We start from the raw sequence: 20,926 nt of genomic DNA, 5'->3' as shown, positions 1-20,926 counted from the left end.
ACTTACCGATTGAAAATCAATCTTATTGCCATAATTAAGTATGTTATTTTATTCTTAATAGGATTAAGTATTGTCTATTTTCTTTTTAAAAATCAATACCATCCTGATTTATTTGCAGATTTAAAAAGCGCCAATTGGAACTGGGCTTTTGGATCAGCTTTTTTTGTAATGGCAGCACATTTTTTTAGAGCTTTAAGATGGCAATTAATGATTGCTTCAATTACCGAAACTAAACCAAAGTTGGCTCATACTTTTAATGCTTTAATGGTTGGCTACCTCATCAATTTAGCTGTGCCAAGAGCAGGAGAAATAGCCCGTTGCGCTATACTTGCAAAAAAAGAAAAATTAAACATGGTTTCTTTATTAGGAACCGTTATTGCAGAGCGTGTGATAGACTTGTTAATGTTGTTAATTTTAGTTTTAACATCGCTGTTTATTTATGCAGATTTGCTGATTTCACTTTTTCAAAAACTCAATTTTTCTTCTTTTTTGCAAAGCGATAAATGGTTGTGGTTAGTATTATTACTTATAGTTTTCTTAGGCTTGTTTCTCTTTTTAAATTATAGTAAAGGCAAAAAAGGGGTTTTTATAAGAATCAATCGTCTTTTTAACAAGTTTAAAACAGGCGTATTATCGGTAAAAAAAATTAATAACCCTTTTTTATTTGTGGTTTATACCTATGCAATTTGGCTGTTTTACATACTATCTTCTTTAATAGGGTTCAATGTTTTGCAAGAAACATCAATACTGGGTTTTTCTGCTGCAATTTTAACCGTAATTGGAGGCAGTTTAGGTATGATTGCCCCAATTCAAGGTGGACTTGGGGCTTTTCACTTTATGGTGACCGAGGTTTTGGCTATACTAAACATCAATAAAGCGGCCGGTTTAGAATACGCCACCATCATTCACGCCGCTCAAACTTTAGCCGTAATAATTTTTGGATTTTTAGGCTTAATTTTAGGGTTCAAAATCAACAACACAGCTCATGAAAAATAACAAAACTACGCTGCAAGCTAAAATCTATAACAACATCGAAGATTTTGAGCAACAACTGAGCAAATGGAAAGACACTGATCAAAAGATTGTTTTTACTAATGGTTGTTTTGATATTATGCATTTAGGACATGTAGATTATCTATCTAAAGCAGCAGATTTAGGCACAAAATTAGTAATCGGATTAAATTCTGATGATTCTACAAAAAGATTAAAAGGCCCCACTCGCCCCATAAATGATCAACAATCTAGAAGCTGTATTTTAGCCGCTTTTTTCTTTGTTGATGCAATTATTCTTTTTGATGACGAAACTCCTCTTCGCTTAATCAATGCAATTTTGCCCAATGTTTTAGTAAAAGGTGCAGATTACGAAATAGCAAATATAGTAGGTGCAAAAGAAGTATTAGCAAACAATGGCGAAGTGAAAACCATCACTTTTATAGAAGGCTACTCTACCACTGCAATAGAACAAAAAATTATAAAAGCGCAGTAATAATTTTTTTACATTACTATGCTTGCATAATAATTTCTTATCTTTGTTTGTCTTAAGTAAACCAGACAAAACAAAATTTTAATTTCTAAGGTTTAAACCAACAAATAAGAACTTATACTATGCATTTTCAATTTTCTGAAGAACATTTAATGATTCAGCAAGCAGCCAGGGATTTTGCGCAAACTGAGTTAAAACCAGGTGTAATAGAAAGAGACGAGCATCAAAAATTTCCGGCCGAACAAGTAAAAAAATTGGGCGAACTGGGATTTATGGGCATGATGGTTGATCCCAAATATAATGGTTCAGGTATGGATGCTATTTCTTATGTTTTAGTAATGGAAGAGCTTTCTAAAATTGATGCTTCAACATCTGTAGTGGTTTCTGTAAATAATTCTTTGGTTTGTTTTGGTATCGAGCATTTTGGTTCAGAAGAGCAGAAAGAAAAATATTTGAAACCCTTAGCATCTGGAGAAAAAATTGGAGCATTTTGTCTTTCAGAGCCAGAAGCCGGTTCTGATGCTACTTCACAACATACTACGGCTATAGATATGGGAGACCATTATTTATTAAACGGAACAAAAAACTGGATTACCAACGGAAGTTCTGCTTCTACTTATTTAGTAATTGCGCAAACTGATGTTTCTAAAGGTCATAAAGGGATAAATGCCTTAATTGTAGAAAGAGGAATGCCTGGTTTTACAATTGGCTTAAAAGAAAATAAATTGGGAATCAGAGGCTCTGATACACATTCATTAATGTTTACAGATGTTAAAGTTCCTAAAGAAAATAGAATTGGTGAAGATGGTTTCGGTTTTAAATTTGCTATGAAAACCTTAGAAGGCGGAAGAATTGGAATTGCCGCTCAAGCTTTAGGTATTGCATCTGGCGCTTTTGAATTAGCCACACAATACGCCAAAGAACGCAAAACTTTTGGAAAACCAATCTCAGATCATCAAATTATAGCTTTTAAACTAGCAGATATGGCTACAGAAATTGAAGCCGCCAGATTAATGGTATTAAAAGCTGCTTGGCTAAAAGATAATGGATTACCTTATGCACAAGCTAGTTCTATGGCCAAATTATTTGCCTCAGAAGTAGCTATGAAAACCACGGTAGAAGCCGTTCAAATACATGGTGGATATGGTTTTGTAAAAGAATATCATGTAGAACGTTTAATGCGTGATGCTAAAATCACTCAAATTTATGAAGGTACTTCAGAAATACAGAAAGTTGTCATTTCAAGAGAGATCCTCAAGTAATTCGGTATAATTTTTGAATATTTGTGTTTCAAGTTTATTTTTCTAAAATTTAGGAGATAAACTTGATTCTTGTTTGTTGATATTAGAATTCAAATAAGAATCAGTTAAACAACAATCAAATCTTTTCGAATGAAAAAAATCAGCAATTTAATTTTCCTTTTGAGCTCCATTCTCTTCCTTTTTGCTTCATGCGATAAACCAAGTTCAGTATTTAATACCGGAATGTGGAGAGGAGCTTTAATTACCGAGTCGGGAGCCGAAATTCCTTTCAATTTTGAAGTTGCAGACAGCGCCGGGAAAAATCATTTAGATATATTCAATAGTTCTGAACGTTTTAGAGTAAATGAAATTTCTAGAAATGGAGATTCCATACATATTCAAATGCCATTGTTTGATTCTGAAATTAAAGGGGTTTTAGCTGATGGAAAAATAACCGGAGTTTGGACTAAGCATTTAGCAGATACAGATGTGGTAATGCAATTTTTTGCAGAGGCAGGAATTGACTGGAGAATTAAAAAAGAATTTGAAAAGCCTATGGCACAAGTTACAGGTAAATGGGCAACCACTTTTTTAAGTACAGATGGAAAAGATACCACCATTGCTATTGGCGAATTTGTTCAAAACGACGCTAAAGTTACCGGTACTTTTCTAACCTCAACCGGAGATTATCGTTATTTAGATGGCATTTTAGATGGTAATAAATTGATGATTTCTACTTTTGATGGCTCACATGCCTATCTTTTTACAGCAACTTTAGATGGAGATAAATTGACTGACGGTAAATTTTATTCTGATTTTTCTTCTGTTGAAACATGGTCGGCAGTTAAAGATGATCAAGCTAAATTACCAGATGCCTACGGATTAACAGTTCTAAAAACCGGAGAGAAGAAAATCAATTTCTCGTTTCCAAATTTAGAGAAGAAAATGATCTCTTTGAATGATCCTCAATTCAAAAACAAAGTGGTTGTGCTGCAAATGTTAGGTTCTTGGTGCCCAAATTGTATGGACGAAACCGCTTATTTGTCTAAATTTTATGATAAATATCAAGCTAAAGGAGTAGAGGTGGTTGGTTTAGCTTATGAGCGAACCCGTGATTTTGATAAGTCAAAGAAAAATATTGAACGGTTAAAAAATCGTTTCAATGTGAAATATAATTTGTTGGTGACAGGCTACACAAAAGATAAAGAAGATGCAGCTAAAAGCCTTCCCATGTTAAATAAAGTTATTGCTTTTCCTACTATGATTATCATTGATAAAAAAGGAGAAGTGAGAGAAATTCATACCGGTTTTAGTGGTCCTGGTACAGGTAATCATTACATAGAATTTGTGAACGAGTTTGAGAAATTAATTAATGATCTTCTGAAAGAATCATGAAGAAAATAAAAAAAGGTGTGTGCTGTCTCATTGGGGCAGCATTTTTTTTATCAGGATGTGCCAAAATTCACTTCATAGAGTTTGAACCTATTTTTGTTAGAGCAAATGCAGTGGGTTCTAACGTTTATCAGGGAAGTAAAGAAAAAACTATTGACATCATAAACACCCAATTAGACATCAGTTTTAGTTGGGATAGCGCATTTGTTTATGGTAATGCAACCATCGCGGCTAAAGCTTATTTTATGCCACAAAATAAGGTGATTTTAGATGCAAAAGGGTTTAAAATTAATAAAATTGGCTTGCTCAATAATTCGGTTTTTAAAGAATTAGAATTTTCTTATCAGCAAAATAAACTCACTATTTTCTTAGATAAAACCTATTCAGCTCAAGAGGAATTTAAAATATTCATTAGCTACACCGCCATGCCCGAAAAATTAAAAGTAGGGAAAGACATTACCACAATTGATGATAGAGGCTTGTATTTTATCAATAAAAATAAGCCTAACAAACAAATTTGGACACAAGGAGAAACGGATTGCAACTCGGGCTGGTTTCCAACTATTGAAGACCCTGCTGAGAAAATGACCCAGCAATTCAATATCACCATTGAAAAAAATTTAAAGACTTTATCAAACGGGATTTTAATAGCTTCAAAAGAAAACAGCGACGGTACAAGAACAGATTCTTGGGAAATGCAAAAACTTCATTCTGTTTATTTAGCGATGATTGCCGTTGGAGATTTTAAAATTACCGAAGACAGCTATCGAGATATAAGATTAAACTATTACACCGAACCAGAATTTGCCCCACATGCAAAAGCTGTTTTTGGGCATACACCAGAAATGATTTCTTTTTTTTCCGATACTTTAAACTATCCTTTTCCTTGGCCAAAATATGATCAAATTGTGGTCAAAAATTTTGTGAGTGGCGCCATGGAAAATACCACAGCCACCGTTTTTTATGATCAGTTGAACAAAACAGCAGGTGAAATTGCAGATGAAAGTCAAGATCCTATTATTGCACACGAACTTTTTCACCATTGGTTTGGAGATTTGGTAACAGCCGAGTCATGGTCAAACCTGTCTTTAAATGAATCTTTTGCTACTTATGCAGAGTATTTATGGTTGGCGCATAAATTTGGAAATGCTTACGCAGATGAACATTTAATGCAAGATGCTGAGGCATATTTTAAATATGTAAAAATCAAAGATCCAGACCTCATTAGGTTTGATTATGCCGATAAAGACCAAATGTTTGATGCCATTACCTACCAAAAGGGAGGTTTAATTTTACATCAATTAAGGAAAGAAGTGGGTGATGCTGCATTTTTTACCTCATTAAATTTATATTTAAAAACACATGAATTTAAAACAGCCGAAATTCATGATTTACGTTTGGCTTTTGAAGAGGTTACTGGTCGCGACTTGAATTGGTTTTTTAACCAATGGTTTTTGGCTAATTCTAATCCACAAATTAAAATTTCAAAAGTTTATTATCCCGAAGAAAATGCTTTAAAAATTATGGTAGATCAAATCATTGATACCACCCATCAAAAGATTTATCAATTACCTTTTAAGGTTAAAATTGTGAATGCAAATCAAGAACAGGTATTTTCAGTATTGTTAAATCAAGCGCATCAAGAGTTTTCATTTCCTATGGATACAAAACCAGTTTATGTAAAGTTTGATGCAGATAATCAGTTATTGGTAGAAAAACAAGAGCTTAAAACTGAGGAAGATTACGCTTTACAATATCAATATGCTGATGATTTTATAGACAGATACGAATCATTAAACTATTTTAATAAGCATCAAAACAGTAAATTTACTAAAGAATTAATGCTAAAAGCGTTAGATGATGAGAGCGCAACGTTAATGGTGATGGCTTTAAATTATATCAAAAAACTAGAGGTTAAAGAGCAGGAATTACTAGCGACTAAACTCATGATATTGGCTTTAAAAGCCTCAGAATCTAAAGTAAGAGCAGCTTCTTTAATGGTGTTAGCTAAAATAAAAAGTGCTAAAACAAAAAAAGAGATAGGCCAACAGTTAAAAACCGACCCATCTCTTTTAGTACAAAAAGCTTTAAAACAAGGAAAGTTTAATTAGATTCCTTGTTGAAGCTTCCAAAAATCATTTTGATGATAGATAAAATAATGGCGAAAAACATGGCAGAGAAAAACCCTGAAGTAGAGAAACCAGCCATTAAGTTGTCAACCAATAAAATCATTAAAACGGTAATAATAAAAGACATTAACCCTAAGGTTAAAAAATTGATAGGGAATGTTAAAAGCCTTAAAATAAAGCCAATGGTTGCGTTTGCTAATGCAATTAAAATAGCGACAAGAATAGCGGTAAAAAAACCATCAACACTTACACCCGGTAAAATAAAGGCCGCTAAAACTACAGCGAGACCCATTAATAAAATTTCTAATAACAGTTTCATATTGTTTAAGATTTGAGTGATGAATAAATTAGTTTTAATATTTATAGTTGTGCTATTTGCATGCAATTCTCAGACCAATAATAAATTGGTTGATGTAATTAAAGTTGCCATTAATAAAGATTCTACCATCTTATTAATCAGCGGATTAGATCCTTTTATCCTAAAAGAATTAGAAGCCGATTCTTTATCTGAAAAAGATTGGCAGCAAAATGTATCAGTTTATCCACAAGTGGAAGAAGATTTACAGGATTTACAAAAACCCATTCTTGGGAAATATAAATTAACTAACAACGTCATTATATTTGAACCTTTGCAGCGTTTTCAAAAAGGAAAAAACTATGTAGTAGAGATTTATCTGCAAAATCCAAACACAGATGTGGTACAGCAATTAAAACCACAAAACTCACCGTTTAAAAATCAATACATTAAGAAAGTGATCAGCTTTTAGCAATATCAAATCATCTTTTTAACTTTATAAAAAATCAAATCTTGGCTTTATCAGATCCTTTAGCAGAAAGAATGCGTCCAAAATCATTGGATGATTATACCGGCCAGCAACATTTGGTAGGTAAAAATGCCGTTCTGCGTAAAGCCATAGAGAATGGAAATATCCCCAGCATGATTTTTTGGGGACCTCCCGGAGTGGGTAAAACCACTTTAGCTAATATCATTTCAGAAAGTTTAAGTCGGCCATTTTTCTCACTAAGTGCTATAAATTCGGGCGTAAAAGATGTAAGAGATGCCATAGAAAAAGCCGCTCAATATAAAAAAGGCGGAATCGTTCCGGTTTTGTTTATTGATGAGATCCACCGTTTTTCAAAATCTCAACAAGACTCCTTATTGGGCGCCGTAGAAAGAGGTTTGGTCACCTTAATTGGCGCAACCACAGAAAATCCTTCTTTTGAAGTCATCTCGGCTTTACTTTCTCGCTGCCAGGTTTATGTGTTGCAAAACTTAAGCGAAGAAGATTTAATTGCCTTATTAAAAAGAGCCATCCAACAAGACCAAATTATTAAGCAAAAAACCATTCAGCTTAAAGAAACCGAAGCTTTATTACGTCTTTCTGGTGGAGATGGACGAAAATTGTTAAATATTTTTGAGCTTTTAGTCAATGCCGAAAGCGAGAAAGAGGTAATCATAACCAATCAATTTGTTTTAGATAATGTGCAGCAAAACATGGCGCTTTATGATAAAACCGGTGAACAGCATTATGATATCATTTCGGCTTTCATCAAATCTATCCGCGGCAGCGACCCAAATGCGGCAGTTTATTGGTTAGCCCGTATGATTGAAGGTGGCGAAGATCCCTCTTTTATTGCCCGCAGATTATTGATTTTAGCTTCCGAAGACATAGGAAATGCCAATCCAAACGCACTTTTGTTGGCTAATAATTGCTTCCAAGCGGTTAATGTGATTGGTTGGCCCGAGTCTCGAATTATTCTTGCTCAGGCAGTCACCTATTTGGCTTCCTCGGCAAAAAGTAACGCATCTTACGAAGCCATTGGAAAGGCTCAAGCTTTGGTAAAACAAACCGGAGATTTGCCCGTTCCTTTGCATCTTAGAAATGCACCCACCAAACTCATGAAGCAAATGGATTATGGCAAAGATTACAAATATGCCCACGCTTTTGAAAATAATTTTGCCGATCAAGAGTTCTTTCCTGATACCTTAAGCGGCACAAAACTATACAGCCCACAACAAAACCCAGCCGAAAATAAAATTAGAGAACACCTCAAAAATCTTTGGAAAAAGTATAAATATTAATTTTAGAAAAAAGTATTAACCACAGAGTCAACAGAGAAAATCGCAGAGATCACCAAGAAAAATTTGTAAGCTTTATTCTGCTTTAAAAATTTTCAATTCAAAATCCGTGTAATCCTAATAATCCGGGTCAAAAAAACACAATAATTTCCCGGCCAGCATTCGTGACCATTCGTGAAATTCGTGACAAAAAAATAAACATCCAACAAATCATTGTGTCCAGTTTAGAAATCCGTGTAATCCTTATAATCCGTGTCAAAATAAAACTCCAATAATTTCCCACTCAGCATTCGTGATCATTCGAGAAATTCGTGGCAAAAAATCTTTAAATCGAGTTTTCCTCCCAAATCAACGCCAAATTCACAATAGTTCTTACCGCAGCCTCCATATCCTGTACAGAAACCCATTCTTGTTTCCCATGAAAAGCATGCTCACCAGCAAAAATATTAGGACAAGGCAATCCCATAAAAGAAAGTCGAGAACCATCCGTTCCGCCTCTAATACTTTGCTTTTTTGGCTCAATTCCAGCCCGTTCAATAGCCATTAAGGCATATTGGCTCACTTCTGGATATTGCGCAATCACTTTTTTCATGTTTCTATATTGCTCTGTCACTGTAAATTCAGCGTAAGCGCCAGGATATTGTTCTAGAATTTGCAAGGTGATATTTCTTAATTCCTCTTCATGAGTAAAAAGATTTTCATCATCAAAATCACGAATAATAAATTCAATAGTAGCTTGTTCTACTTGCCCCTCTATACTTACCGGATGCACAAAACCTTCCATTTTTTCAGTTGATTCTGGCGAAATTCTGTTTTTTGGTAAGCTGTTTATAATGTGCGAAGCAATTTTAATAGCACTTTGCATTTTCCCTTTCGCAAAGCCAGGATGAGCACTTATTCCATAAATGGTAATCGTCATTCCATCGGCAGAAAAAGTCTCATCTTCATAAGAACCTAAAGTTTCGCCATCTATGGTATAGCCAAAATCGGCGCCAAGCTTTTTAATATCCACATAATTTACCCCGCGTCCTATTTCTTCATCGGGGGTAAAAAGAATTTTTATTTCGCCATGCTTCACCTCTGGATGAGACATTAAAAAGGTTGCTGCATCCATAATTTCGGCAATACCAGCTTTATTATCGGCGCCAAGCAAAGTATTTCCGCTAGCGGTAATAATATCATTTCCAATTTGTTGAGCTAAATCTGGGTGCTCAGTCATTTTTAAAACAATGGAAGAATCATCAGGTAAAATCAAATCTTCACCAGTATAATGATGGTGAACAATAGGTTTTACATTTGCACCACTACAATCTGGCGAGGTATCTACATGAGAGCAAAAGCAAATTACAGGTACATTTTTATGGCTATTAGAGAGGATGGTGGCATATACATAGCCAAACTGGTCTAAATGAGCATCGGTAATTCCAATGGCCAATAACTCTTCAACCAAAATTTTTGAGAGGTGAGTTTGCTTTAAGGTGGATGGCACAGTTTTAGAATGATGATCAGATTGAGTATCTATTTTTACATAGTTTAGAAACCTTTCCTTTACAGTATAAATTATATTCATAGCTAGAATTTTGATAAGCGGATAATTTAAAATATTTTTATGGCTAAATCATTGAAGGACAAATAAAGTAAAAGATAGTTCTTAAACATTTATTTAACTCAACTATTTTTGCTTCACATATATATAATTTGAAAAAGTTACTCGTAATACTTTTACTTTTTGGAGCTCTAAAAGCTTTTCCGCAAGCTAATTTTAGTAGAATTGGAATAGGAGCAGGAGGTGGTTTAACCACAGCATATACAGATTTATCTTTTGGTTTGAGCCCAATTATTCCGGGTTTTAACCCTGTTAGAGGATTTGCTACCAATAAAAGTAAATATTTTGGAGGCTTTTTAGATTACTATTTCACGCCTTTTATTACAGCCGGTATAGAATACAATAGCGTAGAACTTAAAGACGGCACCGATAAGCATAATAGAGCTTTTGTATCTAAATTAAGTGCTATTGAAGTAAAAGGAACAGTTGCTGTAGGGCAATTTGTTGATTTTGCTTACAGTCCTTTTCTTTATAATATTAGGAATGTAAATGCTTCTTTGGGTTTAGGTTTCATTAGCGGAACAAATAATGTTGCAGATTTTGGATCAGGATTGTTTCCTAGCAGGCAACATGCAAATGATTTTGGAAAGAGCAAATATAGTGGTGTTATATCTATTCCGGCTTCCATTGGCTACAATCTTAATATTTATGATGCCTATCAGGAAGTTAAGCTTGTTATAGGCGTAAATTATAAAATGAGCTTCACCCTTTCTGATGATATAGACGGTTACAATGATGATCCGGCGGTATTTCAAAACAACTCTAAAGACGCTTACACCACATTAGGCGTTTCAGTTAAATATCTTTTTGGTCCAAAAGGATTGTATTACCGTTAAATTTTTATTGTGCACATTGAATCCCTAAGAGAATATTGCATTTCTAAGAAGGGAGTTTTAGAAAGCTTTCCTTTTAGTGATGACACTTTGGTTTTTAAAGTAGCCAATAAAATTTTTTTACTCGCAAGTTTAGATCAACCCATTAGTTTTAATGTGAAGTGTGACCCCGAGGAAGCGATAATTTTAAGAGAAAAACATAGTGAGGTTTTACCAGGCTATCACATGAACAAAAAACATTGGAATACGGTTTATTACAATGGTAGTTTATCTGAAATACAAATCTTTGAAATGATAGACCATTCTTACAACTTGGTTTTACAAAGCCTTCCAAAAATATTACAAAATCAAATTAATCAATTATGAGTTGGATAGTAGAAGACAATCAATTAACCCAAACCTTTACGTTTAAAAACTTTAAAGAAGCTTGGGGGTTTATGAGTAAGGTAGCCTTAGTGGCCGAAAAAATGGATCATCACCCCAATTGGAGTAATGTTTATAATAAAGTAACCATTAAACTATCTACCCATGATGCCGGGGATATTGTTACAGATCTAGATCATAAATTAGCAGCAGAAATAGACAAACTAGTTTAAGGTTTTTTATTTTTGAGATTAAACTTATTTTCATGAAGAAATTTTATCTGTTTGTTTTCTCCTTTTTCTTTTATCTAACAAGTTTTGCTCAACTCACGCCTTTTGAAATTAGTAAGGGTCAAAAAACCACCACTTACAGTGAGTGTATTAGCTTTTATAAGCAATTAGATGCGAACCACGAAGAAGTAAAAATGCTTACTTATGGTTTAACCGATGTTGGTAAACCTTTAAATTTAGTAGTATTATCAAAAAGTAAAATTTTTGATCCTAAAATTCTTCGCCAACAAAATAAAGCGATTTTATTAATCAACAATGGAATTCATCCGGGCGAACCCGAAGGGATAGATGCGAGTATGATATTGGCCAGAGATTTAGTTAAAAGTAAATCTTTACCAGACAACTTGATCATCTGTATCATTCCAATTTATAATATTGATGGCGCATTAAACAGAGGAAGTTTTTCTAGAGCCAATCAAAACGGACCAGAAGCTTACGGTTTTAGAGGGAATGCACAAAATTTAGACCTTAACAGAGATTTTATAAAAACCGATTCTAAAAACTCCTATGTATTTCAACAAATATTTAACCAGTGGAATCCAGACGTTTTTGTAGATACTCATGTAAGTAATGGTGCGGATTATCAATATGTGATGACTTTAATAGAAACACAAAAAGATAAGCTTAATCCTATTCTTTCTCAGTTTATGACTCAAAATTTGGTTCCAAATTTATATGAGAAAATGAAAAAATCTGGTTTTGAGATGACTCCTTATGTAGATCATATTTACGAAACACCAGACTCAGGCATTGTGGGTTTTTTAGAAACGCCAAGGTTTGCAACCGGCTACGCAACTCTTCACAACACTATTGGTTTTATTACAGAAACGCACATGCTTAAGCCTTTTGCACAAAGAGAAGCAGCAACGGCAAGTTTTTTGAATATCATTATTGATGAAGTTTCTAGCAAGGCTAAACTCATTATAGCGACTAGAAAAAAAGCAAATGAACAAGTAGCAAAGCAAAATTTATTTCCTTTAACCTGGGTTTTAAACAAAGACTCTGCAAAGATGATTGATTTTAAAGGTTTTGAAGGAAAGCATAAACCAAGCGAAATTAGCAATCAATCCCGCTTATATTATGATGAAAAAGAGCCTTTTACAAAGAAAATTCCTCAACTCAATAAATTTGAGCCCGGTATTGAGGTAAACAAACCTTTAGCTTACGTTTTACCGCAAGCTTGGGATAAAGCAATTCGTCTTTTAAAATTGAATAATGTTAAACTTCAGCAACTAAAGCATGACACTACTTTAAATGTAGAAATGTATTACCTCGAAGATTATAAAACCAGTCCTCGTCCTTATGAAGGGCATTATTTACATAGCAACGTTAAGCTTAAAAAAGTATTAACCGCTGTAAATTTTTATGCCGGAGACTTTGTGATTTTTACCAATCAAACCACTAATAGATATATTGTAGAAACCCTAGAGCCTCAAGCCACCGATTCTTATTTTGCTTGGAATTTCTTCGATGGTATTTTAGGTCAGAAAGAACATTTTTCGGCCTACGTTTTTGAAGATCTGGCTGCTGATTTATTAAAGAAAGACCCAAATCTTAGAAAATCTTTAAATGAAGCCATTCTCTCTGATGATAAATTAAAAAATGGTCAGGCCCAACTCAATTGGGTTTATCAGCACTCTCCATATTTCGAAAAAACATATCTTAGGTATCCTGTAGCTAGATTAATTACACCAACAAAACTAAATTTAAAATAATATGCAGGAAATATTTAACGAAACTCCGGTTTCGGCACTTATATTTTTATTTACCATTATCACTAGTATTTACGCTTTTTATGATGAAGGTACTTACGGTAAATTTATGCTTCATCCTTACAGTGTGGCTAAAGGAAAAAATGTATACCAGTTAATTACCAGTGGACTGATCCACAAAGATTGGTCACATCTGATTTTTAATATGCTATCCTATTACTTTTTTGCTTTTAATTTAGAACGTACTATTGGGCATTGGCAATTTGGTTTATTGTATTTCTTGAGTTTAATTTTGAGCGATTTACCTTCTGTTTTTAGACATAAAGACCATTTTTGGTACAATAGTTTAGGTGCTTCGGGGGCAGTTTGTGCCATCGTGTTCAGTTTTATTATGTTTTCACCGATGACAAAATTGATCATCTTTCCTATTCCAATTCCAATTCCAGCAGTTTTATACGGCTTTTTGTTTTTGGTTTATACCTCTTATGCCGGCAGAAAAGCAAATGATGGAATCAATCACGATGCACATTTTTATGGCGCTTTGGCCGGAGTAATCATCACAATTGCATTATATCCACAAGCCATCAGTATTTTTATAGATAGTGTTGCCGGTAGTGTTTTATGAGTTCTTATGTTCTTTAAATCAAAGCTTTAGTGAGATTTTGAAAAGGATAATTTGATCAAGTACTTGAAAATAAATAAAATTTCCTTACATTTGCATTGATTCGAAAGAGGGGACACATTGTCCCCTCTTTCTATTTGTATCAAAAAGCAATATTTGATGAGTGTAGAGAAGAGAATAAGAGCCTTAATAGAAGAGAAATTAGCAGATAGGCCCGATCTTTTTATTGTAGAAATTAAAGTAGTAAATAATATAAAGGTTACCATTCTTTTAGATGGCGATAATGGCATTGGCATTCATGATTGCGCATTAGTAAGTCGTCATGTTGGGTTTCATTTAGAAGAAGAAAACCTAATAGATCAAGCCTATACTTTAGAAGTAAGCTCGCCAGGTTTGGATACACCATTAATTTTAGACAGGCAATTTCAAAAAAATATAGGAAGAAATGTAGAAGTAAAGTTACCTGAAGGTAAGAAAGCAGAAGGGACACTATTGGCTTCTGATGCACAAACCATCACTTTATTAGAAACAGTAAAAGAAAAAGGTAAAAAAAGTACTTCAGTAGAAAAAGTAATAAATAGAAATGATATTATCGAAGTAAAAGTGGTTGTATCATTCAAATAGAGCATTAATTTTAGAAAATATCAATGACACAAAATGAGCAGCATTAATTTAATTGATTCTTTTCAGGAGTTTAAAGACTTCAAGAATATTGACAGACCAACAGTAATAAGCGTACTGGAAGAAGTTTTTCGTAGCATGCTACGTAAGCGTTTTGGTAACGATGAAAATTGTGATGTGATTGTAAATCCAGATAACGGAGATTTAGAAATTTGGAGAACAAGAACTGTAATGGAAGATGGTTTTTCTGAAGATGATGATTTGGAAATTGAATTATTAGACGCCCACAAAATAGATCCAGATTTAGAAGTTGGCGATGATTTTATTGAGCAAATTACTTTAGAAAGTTTTGGAAGAAGAGCCATTTTGGCAGCTCGTCAAACCTTAGTTTCAAAAATTCTAGAACTAGAAAAAGACGAAATTTTCAAAAATTATAAAGATAGAGTTGGTGAAATAGTAACCGGAGAAGTTTACCAAGTTTGGAAAAAAGAAACTTTAGTTTTAGATGATGAAGGTAACGAACTGATTTTACCAAAAACAGAGCAAATACCTGCTGATTATTTCAAAAAAGGCGATAGCGTAAGAGCGGTAGTTCTTAAAGTAGAAATGCTAAACAGCAATCCAAGAATTATTATTTCTAGAACAGCTCCAGAATTCTTACAAAGATTATTTGAATTAGAAGTTCCAGAGATTTTTGATGGTTTAATTACCATCAAAAAAATAGTTCGTGAGCCAGGAGAAAGAGCAAAAGTGGCTGTAGAATCTTATGACGATAGAATTGATCCGGTTGGAGCTTGTGTTGGAATGAAAGGTTCTCGTATTCACGGAATTGTAAGAGAATTAAGAAATGAGAATATAGATGTGATCAACTTCACCAATAACATCTCATTATATATACAAAGAGCATTATCACCTGCAAAAATCACTTCTATTAAATTAGATGATGAAACCATGAGAGCCGCAGTTTATTTAAAGCCAGATCAGGTTTCATTAGCAATCGGACGTGGTGGTCATAATATCAAATTGGCAGGAAAATTGACCGGATACGAAATTGACGTATATCGTGAATCATCAGAAGAAGAAGAAGATGTAGATTTAGAAGAATTCTCTGATGAAATTGAAAGTTGGGTAATAGATGAATTGAAGAAAATAGGTTTAGATACTGCAAAAAGTGTTTTAGCATTATCTGCTGCTGATTTAGTAAAACGTACTGATTTAGAAGTAGAAACTGTGGAAGAAGTGCTTGGAATTTTACGTTCTGAGTTCGAATAATTTTTGTTTTGCGGTAACTAAACGTACTTTTGTTATAAATATAGCTTAGAAATAGAAGAGTAAATGTCAGAAGACAAAAATTTAGGAATATTAAAAGTTGCAAAAGAACTAAACATTGGTCTCGGAACCATAGCTGAGTTTTTGAATGGAAAAGGCTTTAAAGTTGAAGCCCGTCCAACAACAAAGCTTACCGACGAAATGTATGGTACCCTTTTGAAAGAATATCAAGGGGATAAAATCCTTAGAGAGGAAGCTAAAAGTATTGTGATTGGCAAGATACGTCGTGATGACGCTAATGTTGTTATAGAAAAGCATGATGCCCCACAACCAACTCATCATCGTCAAGATGAAGAGCAAGAGGAGATTTTGATTAAAAACACAGGTTCAACGCCAAAACCACCAGTAGTAATTGCTGAGGAAGTTATTGTGCCTGTTGTAAATATTGCTCCTCCTGCAGCTCCAAAAGCAGATACTTCTAGTAACCCAGGAGTAAAAATTGTAGGAAAAATTGACCTTGGTAGTTTAAATTCTAAAACTCGTCCTGATAAAAGAGCTAAAGAAGAAAAAGTTGAAGAAGTTTCAAAACCAACAGTACCTACCCCAGTTAAAGAGGTGGAAAAGGTAGAAGTTGTAGTTGAAAAGCCAAAAGAAATTATAGTTGAAGCGCCTAAGGTTGAAGAAGTTATTCCTCAACCTGTAAAAGAAGACAAACCTAAAGTTGAAATTGTAGCTGAGCAGCCAGTAAAGACGGAAGTTAAAGAAGTTGAAAAAACTGAAATAGCGCCAATAATCATCACTCCAGTTGTTGAAGCTACAGCAGTAGTTGAAGATGACGAAGTAATTAGAGCAAAGGCAAAGCAATTAACAGGTCCTAAAGTTGTTGGTAGAATTGAATTACCAGTAAATAAAAAGAAAGATCAACCGGTTGCTTCTTCTTCAAACCCAAATACAGCAGATAGCAAAAGAAAACGTAAGCGTAAACCAGCACCAGGAGGTAACGGTAATCGTCCAGGAGTTGGCACACCAGGTCAACAACAAACTACAGGTACACCAGGCGGTTTTCAACATAACAGACCAGCTGGCGGCGGTGCCGGAGCCGGAAGTGGGAATGCCCCAGCTCACAGAGCAGGAGCTGACAAGAATGCTAGACCTCCACATAAAAGAGGGCAACCAGTTCCTCCAAAAGCAGAACCAACAGAAAAAGAAATACAAGATCAAATTAAAGCAACACTGGCCCGTTTAAGCGGAGCAGGGAAATCTGGTAAATTTGCTCAGAGATCTAAGTTACGTAGACAAAAACGTGATGATGTAGCAGCCACTGCAGAAGAAAGAGCAGCGGCAGAGGAAATGCAATCTAAAGTATTAAAAACAACAGAATTTGTTACAGCAAATGAGTTGGCTACTATGATGGATGTTTCTGTTACTGAAATTATTGCAACCTGTATGAGCTTAGGTTTATTCGTGTCTATTAACCAAAGATTAGATGCAGAAACTTTAACAATTGTTGCTGATGAATTTGGATATGAAATACAATTTGTTGGTGCCGAGGAAGAAGAAATAAACTTAGAGGAAGCAGATGAAGAAGGAGATTTAGTTCCCCGTTCTCCAATTGTTACTGTAATGGGTCACGTAGATCATGGTAAAACATCTTTATTAGATTTTGTTCGTAAAGCAAATGTAATTTCTGGTGAAGCCGGAGGTATTACACAGCATATTGGAGCTTATGAAGTAATGGTAGACGGAGACAAGAGTATCACTTTCTTAGATACACCTGGTCACGAAGCCTTTACAGCGATGAGAGCTCGTGGAGCTAAGGTAACTGATGTTGCCATTATTGTAATTGCTGCAGATGATAGCGTGATGCCTCAAACAAGAGAAGCAATAAACCATGCTATGGCAGCAAACCTTCCAATGGTTTTTGCCTTCAATAAAATTGACAAGCCAGGCGCTAATGCCGATAGAATAAGAGAGCAGTTATCTGCAATGAATATTTTGGTTGAAGAGTGGGGCGGTAAATATCAAACTCAAGAAATTTCTGCCAAAACAGGATTTAACATCGATAAATTATTAGAAAAAGTATTACTAGAGGCTGAGATATTAGAATTAAAAGCTAATCCTAATAAAAGAGCTGTGGGTACCGTAATAGAAGCACAATTAGATAAAGGTAGAGGTTATGTTGCTACCGTTTTGGTAGAAGCCGGAACTTTGAAAGTTGGTGACCCTATTTTAGCAGGCGCTTACAGCGGTAGAGTAAAAGCTTTATATAATGAAAGAGGAACCAGAGTAGAATCTGCTGGTCCAGCAGCACCAGTTCAGGTGTTAGGTTTTCAAGGTGCGCCACAAGCGGGAGATCGTTTTAATGGTGTAGATAGCGAACCAGAAGCTCGTGAAATTGCTAACAAGCGTTTACAATTACAAAGAGAGCAAGGTTTAAGAACTCAGAAACACATTACTTTAGATGAAATTGGTCGTCGTTTAGCGATTGGTAACTTTAAAGAATTAAACATCATTATTAAAGGTGATGTGGATGGTTCTGTGGAAGCATTATCAGATTCATTACAAAAATTATCTACTGAAGAAATTCAGGTTAAAATTGTTCATAAGGCAGTTGGTCCAATTTCCGAGTCAGATGTTTTATTAGCAACCGCTTCAGATGCGATCATTATTGGATTCCAGGTTCGTCCATCAGCGGGTGCTCGTAAATTAGCCGAAGCCGAAGAAATTGATGTAAGGTTATATTCTATTATTTACAAAGCAATAGATGAGATTAAAGCAGCAATGGAAGGTATGTTGGCACCAGAATTTGAAGAGAAAATTATTGCTAACGTAGAGATTAGAGAAACTTTCAAAATCACTAAAGTAGGTACTATTGCAGGTTGTATGGTGTTAGATGGTACTATTAGTAGAAATAGTAAAATCAGAATTATACGTGAAGGTGTTGTAGTTTATACAGGTGAATTGGCTTCGTTGAAACGATTTAAAGATGATGTTAAAGAAGTAGCCAGAGGTTATGAGTGCGGATTAAACATCAAAAACTTTAATGATATTAAAGAAGGTGATATAGTTGAAGCTTACGAACAAGTAGAAGTGAAAAGGAAACTTTAATTTCAAATAAAATGAATAAAAGCCATTCAGTTTATATGCTGAATGGCTTTTTTAGTTTTTAGGTTTTTTTGCGTAAGGGATAGTAATGGAAAGCCCACAATGAAGTGCAACGGAATGAGGACTTGTAATGAATAGCCCGGCGTGTAAGGACACGCTCAAGGCACTAAATAAATGAAATTTAAGAGAATTTAAAATTGATAATTTGGGCGTTTTAATCCCGATGAAAAATCGGGACAGGCTACGCTATCCGTTACAATCTTTTTGTGAAAAACAAAAAGGATTTTCACTACTATCGTTAATGCAAAAAGTAAGAGTCAGCTTAATATTGATTTAAGACTCGAAACTTTGCATAGAAATCAATTTTTGATAAAGGCCTCCTTTTTGAAGAAGCTCTTCATGACTTCCAGCTTCTATAATTTTTCCGGCTTCTAACACTACAATTAAATCAGCTTTTTGAATGGTACTTAAGCGATGTGCAATTACCAAAGTTGTTCGGTTCTGCATTAAATGATCTAAAGCATCTTGTACCAATTTTTCGGATTCGGTATCTAAGGCTGATGTCGCTTCGTCTAATAACATGATAGGCGGATTGCCCAAAACAGCCCTTGCGATACAAATACGTTGTTTTTGTCCTCCAGAGAGTTTGATTCCTCTATCGCCTATGTTGGTCTCATATCCTTCATCAGCTTTAATAATAAATTCATGTGCGTTTGCAATTTTTGCTGCTTTTTCAACCTCTTCTAGTGTAAATCCTTCTCTTCCAAAAACTATGTTGTTGTAAATGGTATCATTAAAAAGGATAGATTCTTGATTAACAATACCCATTAAACTACGTAAAGAATTTTGACTAACGGTTTTGATGTCAATTCCATCTATTTGGATATTCCCAGATTTTGGATCAGAAAACCGAGGAATAAGATCTAATAAAGTTGATTTTCCTCCACCCGATGGACCTACCAAAGCAACAGTTTTTCCTTTCGGGATAGTGAGGTTGATGTTTTGTAATATTTGTTTTTCGCCATAAAAAAAATCAACATGATTAAAACTAATCTCAGCTTTAAACTCGCCAATAGTTACAGCGTTATTAGCATCTTCAATAGACGGTTTGGTGTCAATTAAGTCCAGAACTCTTTCCCCAGCAGCTAACCCTTGATTAATATTGCTAAATGAGTCTGAAATAGCTTTAGCCGGACGAAGTAATTGTGAAAAGGCAGCTATATAAGTAATGAAACCCGCGGCAGTAATGTCTGAATTGTTTTCAAAAACTAATGAACCGCCGTAAATTAAAATTCCGGAAAGGGTAAGTACTCCTAAAAATTCTGATACTGGAGAAGCCATTTGCTGCCTTCTGGCAATTGATTTATTAATATTAGAATACTTGTTGTTTTCTGAATTAAACTTGTTGTGAATGTACGGTAAGGCATTAAAGGCTTTAACTATACGCATTCCACTAATGGCTTCGTCAACATAGCTCACCATTACTCCAAATGAGTTTTGAGATTCAGAAGCTTGGGCTCTTAAACTTTTTACAATTCGCCCAATTACTAAACCCGAAACAGGAAGTAGTAAAAGGGTAAATAAAGTGAGTTGGGCAGAAATTGTGAATAAAAGATATAGGTAGCCAATAATTAACAGTGGTTCTCTAATAATAACTTGGAGTGTATTGGTTACAGAAAACTGGACTACCTGCACATCAGAGGTTATTTTTGCAATAATATCTCCTTTTCTTTCACTATTAAAAAAGTGAAGATGTAATCTTGTTACGGCCTCAAAAACAGACTTTCTTAGGTTTAATAAAGTGTAAATTCTCAAGTTTTCCATTATCCTTTGAGACAGGTATCTGAAAACGTTGCTTAAAAACACACATAAAACTAAAGATATGGCTACAAAAATTAAGGCCCCTTTTTGTCCATTTATTTGGATGTAAGAATTGAAATGATAATTAAAAAGATCAGAAAAGTATTGAAATGTCCAATCAAAATGAGGCAATTGATCTATCTTTTTACTTGTGTTTTCTCCTTGCTTAAATAAAACATTTAAAACAGGCATTAATAAAGAAAAAACTACGGTGTTAAATAAGGCATATAATAATGTAAATAAGAAATATGGAGAAGCAAATTTTCCTATGGGTTTTGCAAAAGATAATAAGCGAAAATAGGTTTTCATTAATATGAATA

Annotated in this window: 18 protein-coding genes; 15 read left to right on the top strand and 3 right to left on the bottom strand. The window is 34.4% G+C overall.

Translation table 11 applies throughout. From position 1 onward, the window contains the following. The first annotated feature begins 9 nt into the window (after positions 1-9). From FA046_RS02710 to FA046_RS02690, 5 genes are all read left to right on the top strand, one after another. Positions 10-996 (top strand): lysylphosphatidylglycerol synthase transmembrane domain-containing protein, encoded by a 987-nt coding sequence (locus FA046_RS02710; protein ID WP_136824818.1) that lies wholly within the window; start codon positions 10-12, stop codon positions 994-996. After that, positions 986-1,486: a D-glycero-beta-D-manno-heptose 1-phosphate adenylyltransferase gene (rfaE2, locus tag FA046_RS02705; RefSeq protein WP_136824817.1), complete on the top strand. Its 501-nt coding sequence runs from the start codon at positions 986-988 to the stop codon at positions 1,484-1,486. The genes FA046_RS02710 and rfaE2 overlap by 11 nt, the downstream gene beginning before the upstream one ends. A gap of 119 nt (positions 1,487-1,605) precedes the next feature. Continuing rightward, positions 1,606-2,745 carry an acyl-CoA dehydrogenase gene (locus FA046_RS02700; RefSeq protein WP_136824816.1) on the top strand — a complete coding sequence of 380 codons (1,140 nt, stop codon included), beginning with the start codon at positions 1,606-1,608 and terminating at the stop codon, positions 2,743-2,745. Between the two features lie 129 nt (positions 2,746-2,874). Beyond that, on the top strand, positions 2,875-4,119 hold the full coding sequence (locus FA046_RS02695; protein WP_136824815.1) for a peroxiredoxin family protein: 1,245 nt from the start codon (positions 2,875-2,877) through the stop codon (positions 4,117-4,119). Beyond that, complete coding sequence (locus tag FA046_RS02690) at positions 4,116-6,227, top strand: M1 family metallopeptidase (protein ID WP_136824814.1); 2,112 nt, start codon at positions 4,116-4,118, stop codon at positions 6,225-6,227. Before FA046_RS02695 ends, FA046_RS02690 begins: the two co-directional genes overlap by 4 nt. Here FA046_RS02690 and FA046_RS02685 read toward each other — a convergent pair. After that, complete coding sequence (locus tag FA046_RS02685; RefSeq protein WP_136824813.1) at positions 6,220-6,564, bottom strand: phage holin family protein; 345 nt, start codon at positions 6,562-6,564, stop codon at positions 6,220-6,222. The two genes, FA046_RS02690 and FA046_RS02685, sit on opposite strands and share 8 nt — an antisense overlap. Positions 6,565-6,583: 19 nt before the next feature. On the opposite strand from FA046_RS02685, the gene FA046_RS02680 reads away from it, so the two are divergent. Further along, positions 6,584-7,012, top strand: coding sequence for a hypothetical protein (locus tag FA046_RS02680; protein ID WP_136824812.1), 429 nt, complete (start codon positions 6,584-6,586; stop codon positions 7,010-7,012). A 41-nt stretch (positions 7,013-7,053) separates the two neighbouring features. Beyond that, a complete protein-coding gene (locus FA046_RS02675; protein ID WP_136824811.1) occupies positions 7,054-8,328 on the top strand; it encodes a replication-associated recombination protein A in 1,275 nt (424 codons plus the stop codon). Positions 8,329-8,650: 322 nt separating this feature from the next. Here the strand turns inward: FA046_RS02675 and pepT are convergent, their stop codons facing one another. Further along, positions 8,651-9,895 carry a peptidase T gene (gene pepT / locus FA046_RS02670; RefSeq protein ID WP_136824810.1) on the bottom strand — a complete coding sequence of 415 codons (1,245 nt, stop codon included), beginning with the start codon at positions 9,893-9,895 and terminating at the stop codon, positions 8,651-8,653. A gap of 128 nt (positions 9,896-10,023) precedes the next feature. Here pepT and FA046_RS02665 point away from each other — a divergent pair, with 128 nt between their 5' ends. The 8 genes from FA046_RS02665 to infB all read left to right on the top strand — a co-directional run bounded on the left by FA046_RS02665 (position 10,024) and on the right by infB (position 18,749). Further along, complete coding sequence (locus FA046_RS02665) at positions 10,024-10,767, top strand: hypothetical protein (protein ID WP_136824809.1); 744 nt, start codon at positions 10,024-10,026, stop codon at positions 10,765-10,767. A 9-nt stretch (positions 10,768-10,776) separates the two neighbouring features. After that, positions 10,777-11,130, top strand: a complete 354-nt coding sequence (locus FA046_RS02660) for an MmcQ/YjbR family DNA-binding protein (protein WP_136824808.1) — start codon at positions 10,777-10,779, stop codon at positions 11,128-11,130. After that, positions 11,127-11,360 (top strand): 4a-hydroxytetrahydrobiopterin dehydratase, encoded by a 234-nt coding sequence (locus FA046_RS02655; RefSeq protein ID WP_136824807.1) that lies wholly within the window; start codon positions 11,127-11,129, stop codon positions 11,358-11,360. Before FA046_RS02660 ends, FA046_RS02655 begins: the two co-directional genes overlap by 4 nt. A gap of 32 nt (positions 11,361-11,392) precedes the next feature. Beyond that, on the top strand, positions 11,393-13,132 hold the full coding sequence (locus tag FA046_RS02650; RefSeq protein ID WP_136824806.1) for a M14 family zinc carboxypeptidase: 1,740 nt from the start codon (positions 11,393-11,395) through the stop codon (positions 13,130-13,132). A gap of 1 nt (position 13,133) precedes the next feature. Then, positions 13,134-13,754 (top strand): rhomboid family intramembrane serine protease, encoded by a 621-nt coding sequence (locus FA046_RS02645; RefSeq protein WP_136824805.1) that lies wholly within the window; start codon positions 13,134-13,136, stop codon positions 13,752-13,754. A 156-nt stretch (positions 13,755-13,910) separates the two neighbouring features. Then, positions 13,911-14,375 carry a ribosome maturation factor RimP gene (locus FA046_RS02640; RefSeq protein WP_136824804.1) on the top strand — a complete coding sequence of 155 codons (465 nt, stop codon included), beginning with the start codon at positions 13,911-13,913 and terminating at the stop codon, positions 14,373-14,375. 33 nt (positions 14,376-14,408) lie between these two features. Beyond that, entirely contained in the window at positions 14,409-15,644 is a 1,236-nt protein-coding gene (nusA, locus tag FA046_RS02635) for a transcription termination factor NusA (protein WP_136824803.1), read from the top strand. A gap of 63 nt (positions 15,645-15,707) precedes the next feature. After that, the gene (infB, locus tag FA046_RS02630) at positions 15,708-18,749 is read left to right on the top strand and encodes a translation initiation factor IF-2 (RefSeq protein WP_136824802.1); all 3,042 of its coding nucleotides are present in this window, start codon (positions 15,708-15,710) and stop codon (positions 18,747-18,749) included. A 330-nt stretch (positions 18,750-19,079) separates the two neighbouring features. Here infB and FA046_RS02625 read toward each other — a convergent pair whose 3' ends face one another. Beyond that, positions 19,080-20,915, bottom strand: a complete 1,836-nt coding sequence (locus FA046_RS02625; RefSeq protein WP_136824801.1) for an ABC transporter ATP-binding protein — start codon at positions 20,913-20,915, stop codon at positions 19,080-19,082. Positions 20,916-20,926 lie beyond the last annotated feature (11 nt).

The organism is Pedobacter cryophilus (assembly GCF_005116455.1).
In the GTDB taxonomy this organism is placed as follows: Bacteria; Bacteroidota; Bacteroidia; order Sphingobacteriales; family Sphingobacteriaceae; genus Pseudopedobacter; species Pseudopedobacter cryophilum.
The sequence above is the reverse complement of the archived record's forward strand: the minus strand, read 5'-3'. Positions and strand labels throughout refer to the sequence as shown.

What these genes read in the sequence shown, in the direction of transcription:
- infB (WP_136824802.1), top strand. Translation starts at nt 15,708, where the DNA reads ATGTCAGAAGACAAAAATTTAGGAATATTAAAAGTTGCAAAAGAACTA.
- FA046_RS02690 (WP_136824814.1), top strand. Translation starts at nt 4,116, where the DNA reads ATGAAGAAAATAAAAAAAGGTGTGTGCTGTCTCATTGGGGCAGCATTT.
- FA046_RS02645 (WP_136824805.1), top strand. Translation starts at nt 13,134, where the DNA reads ATGCAGGAAATATTTAACGAAACTCCGGTTTCGGCACTTATATTTTTA.
- pepT (WP_136824810.1), bottom strand. Translation starts at nt 9,895, where the DNA reads ATGAATATAATTTATACTGTAAAGGAAAGGTTTCTAAACTATGTAAAA.
- FA046_RS02695 (WP_136824815.1), top strand. Translation starts at nt 2,875, where the DNA reads ATGAAAAAAATCAGCAATTTAATTTTCCTTTTGAGCTCCATTCTCTTC.
- FA046_RS02700 (WP_136824816.1), top strand. Translation starts at nt 1,606, where the DNA reads ATGCATTTTCAATTTTCTGAAGAACATTTAATGATTCAGCAAGCAGCC.
- FA046_RS02640 (WP_136824804.1), top strand. Translation starts at nt 13,911, where the DNA reads ATGAGTGTAGAGAAGAGAATAAGAGCCTTAATAGAAGAGAAATTAGCA.
- rfaE2 (WP_136824817.1), top strand. Translation starts at nt 986, where the DNA reads ATGAAAAATAACAAAACTACGCTGCAAGCTAAAATCTATAACAACATC.
- FA046_RS02655 (WP_136824807.1), top strand. Translation starts at nt 11,127, where the DNA reads ATGAGTTGGATAGTAGAAGACAATCAATTAACCCAAACCTTTACGTTT.
- FA046_RS02685 (WP_136824813.1), bottom strand. Translation starts at nt 6,564, where the DNA reads ATGAAACTGTTATTAGAAATTTTATTAATGGGTCTCGCTGTAGTTTTA.
- FA046_RS02680 (WP_136824812.1), top strand. Translation starts at nt 6,584, where the DNA reads ATGAATAAATTAGTTTTAATATTTATAGTTGTGCTATTTGCATGCAAT.
- FA046_RS02650 (WP_136824806.1), top strand. Translation starts at nt 11,393, where the DNA reads ATGAAGAAATTTTATCTGTTTGTTTTCTCCTTTTTCTTTTATCTAACA.
- nusA (WP_136824803.1), top strand. Translation starts at nt 14,409, where the DNA reads ATGAGCAGCATTAATTTAATTGATTCTTTTCAGGAGTTTAAAGACTTC.
- FA046_RS02625 (WP_136824801.1), bottom strand. Translation starts at nt 20,915, where the DNA reads ATGAAAACCTATTTTCGCTTATTATCTTTTGCAAAACCCATAGGAAAA.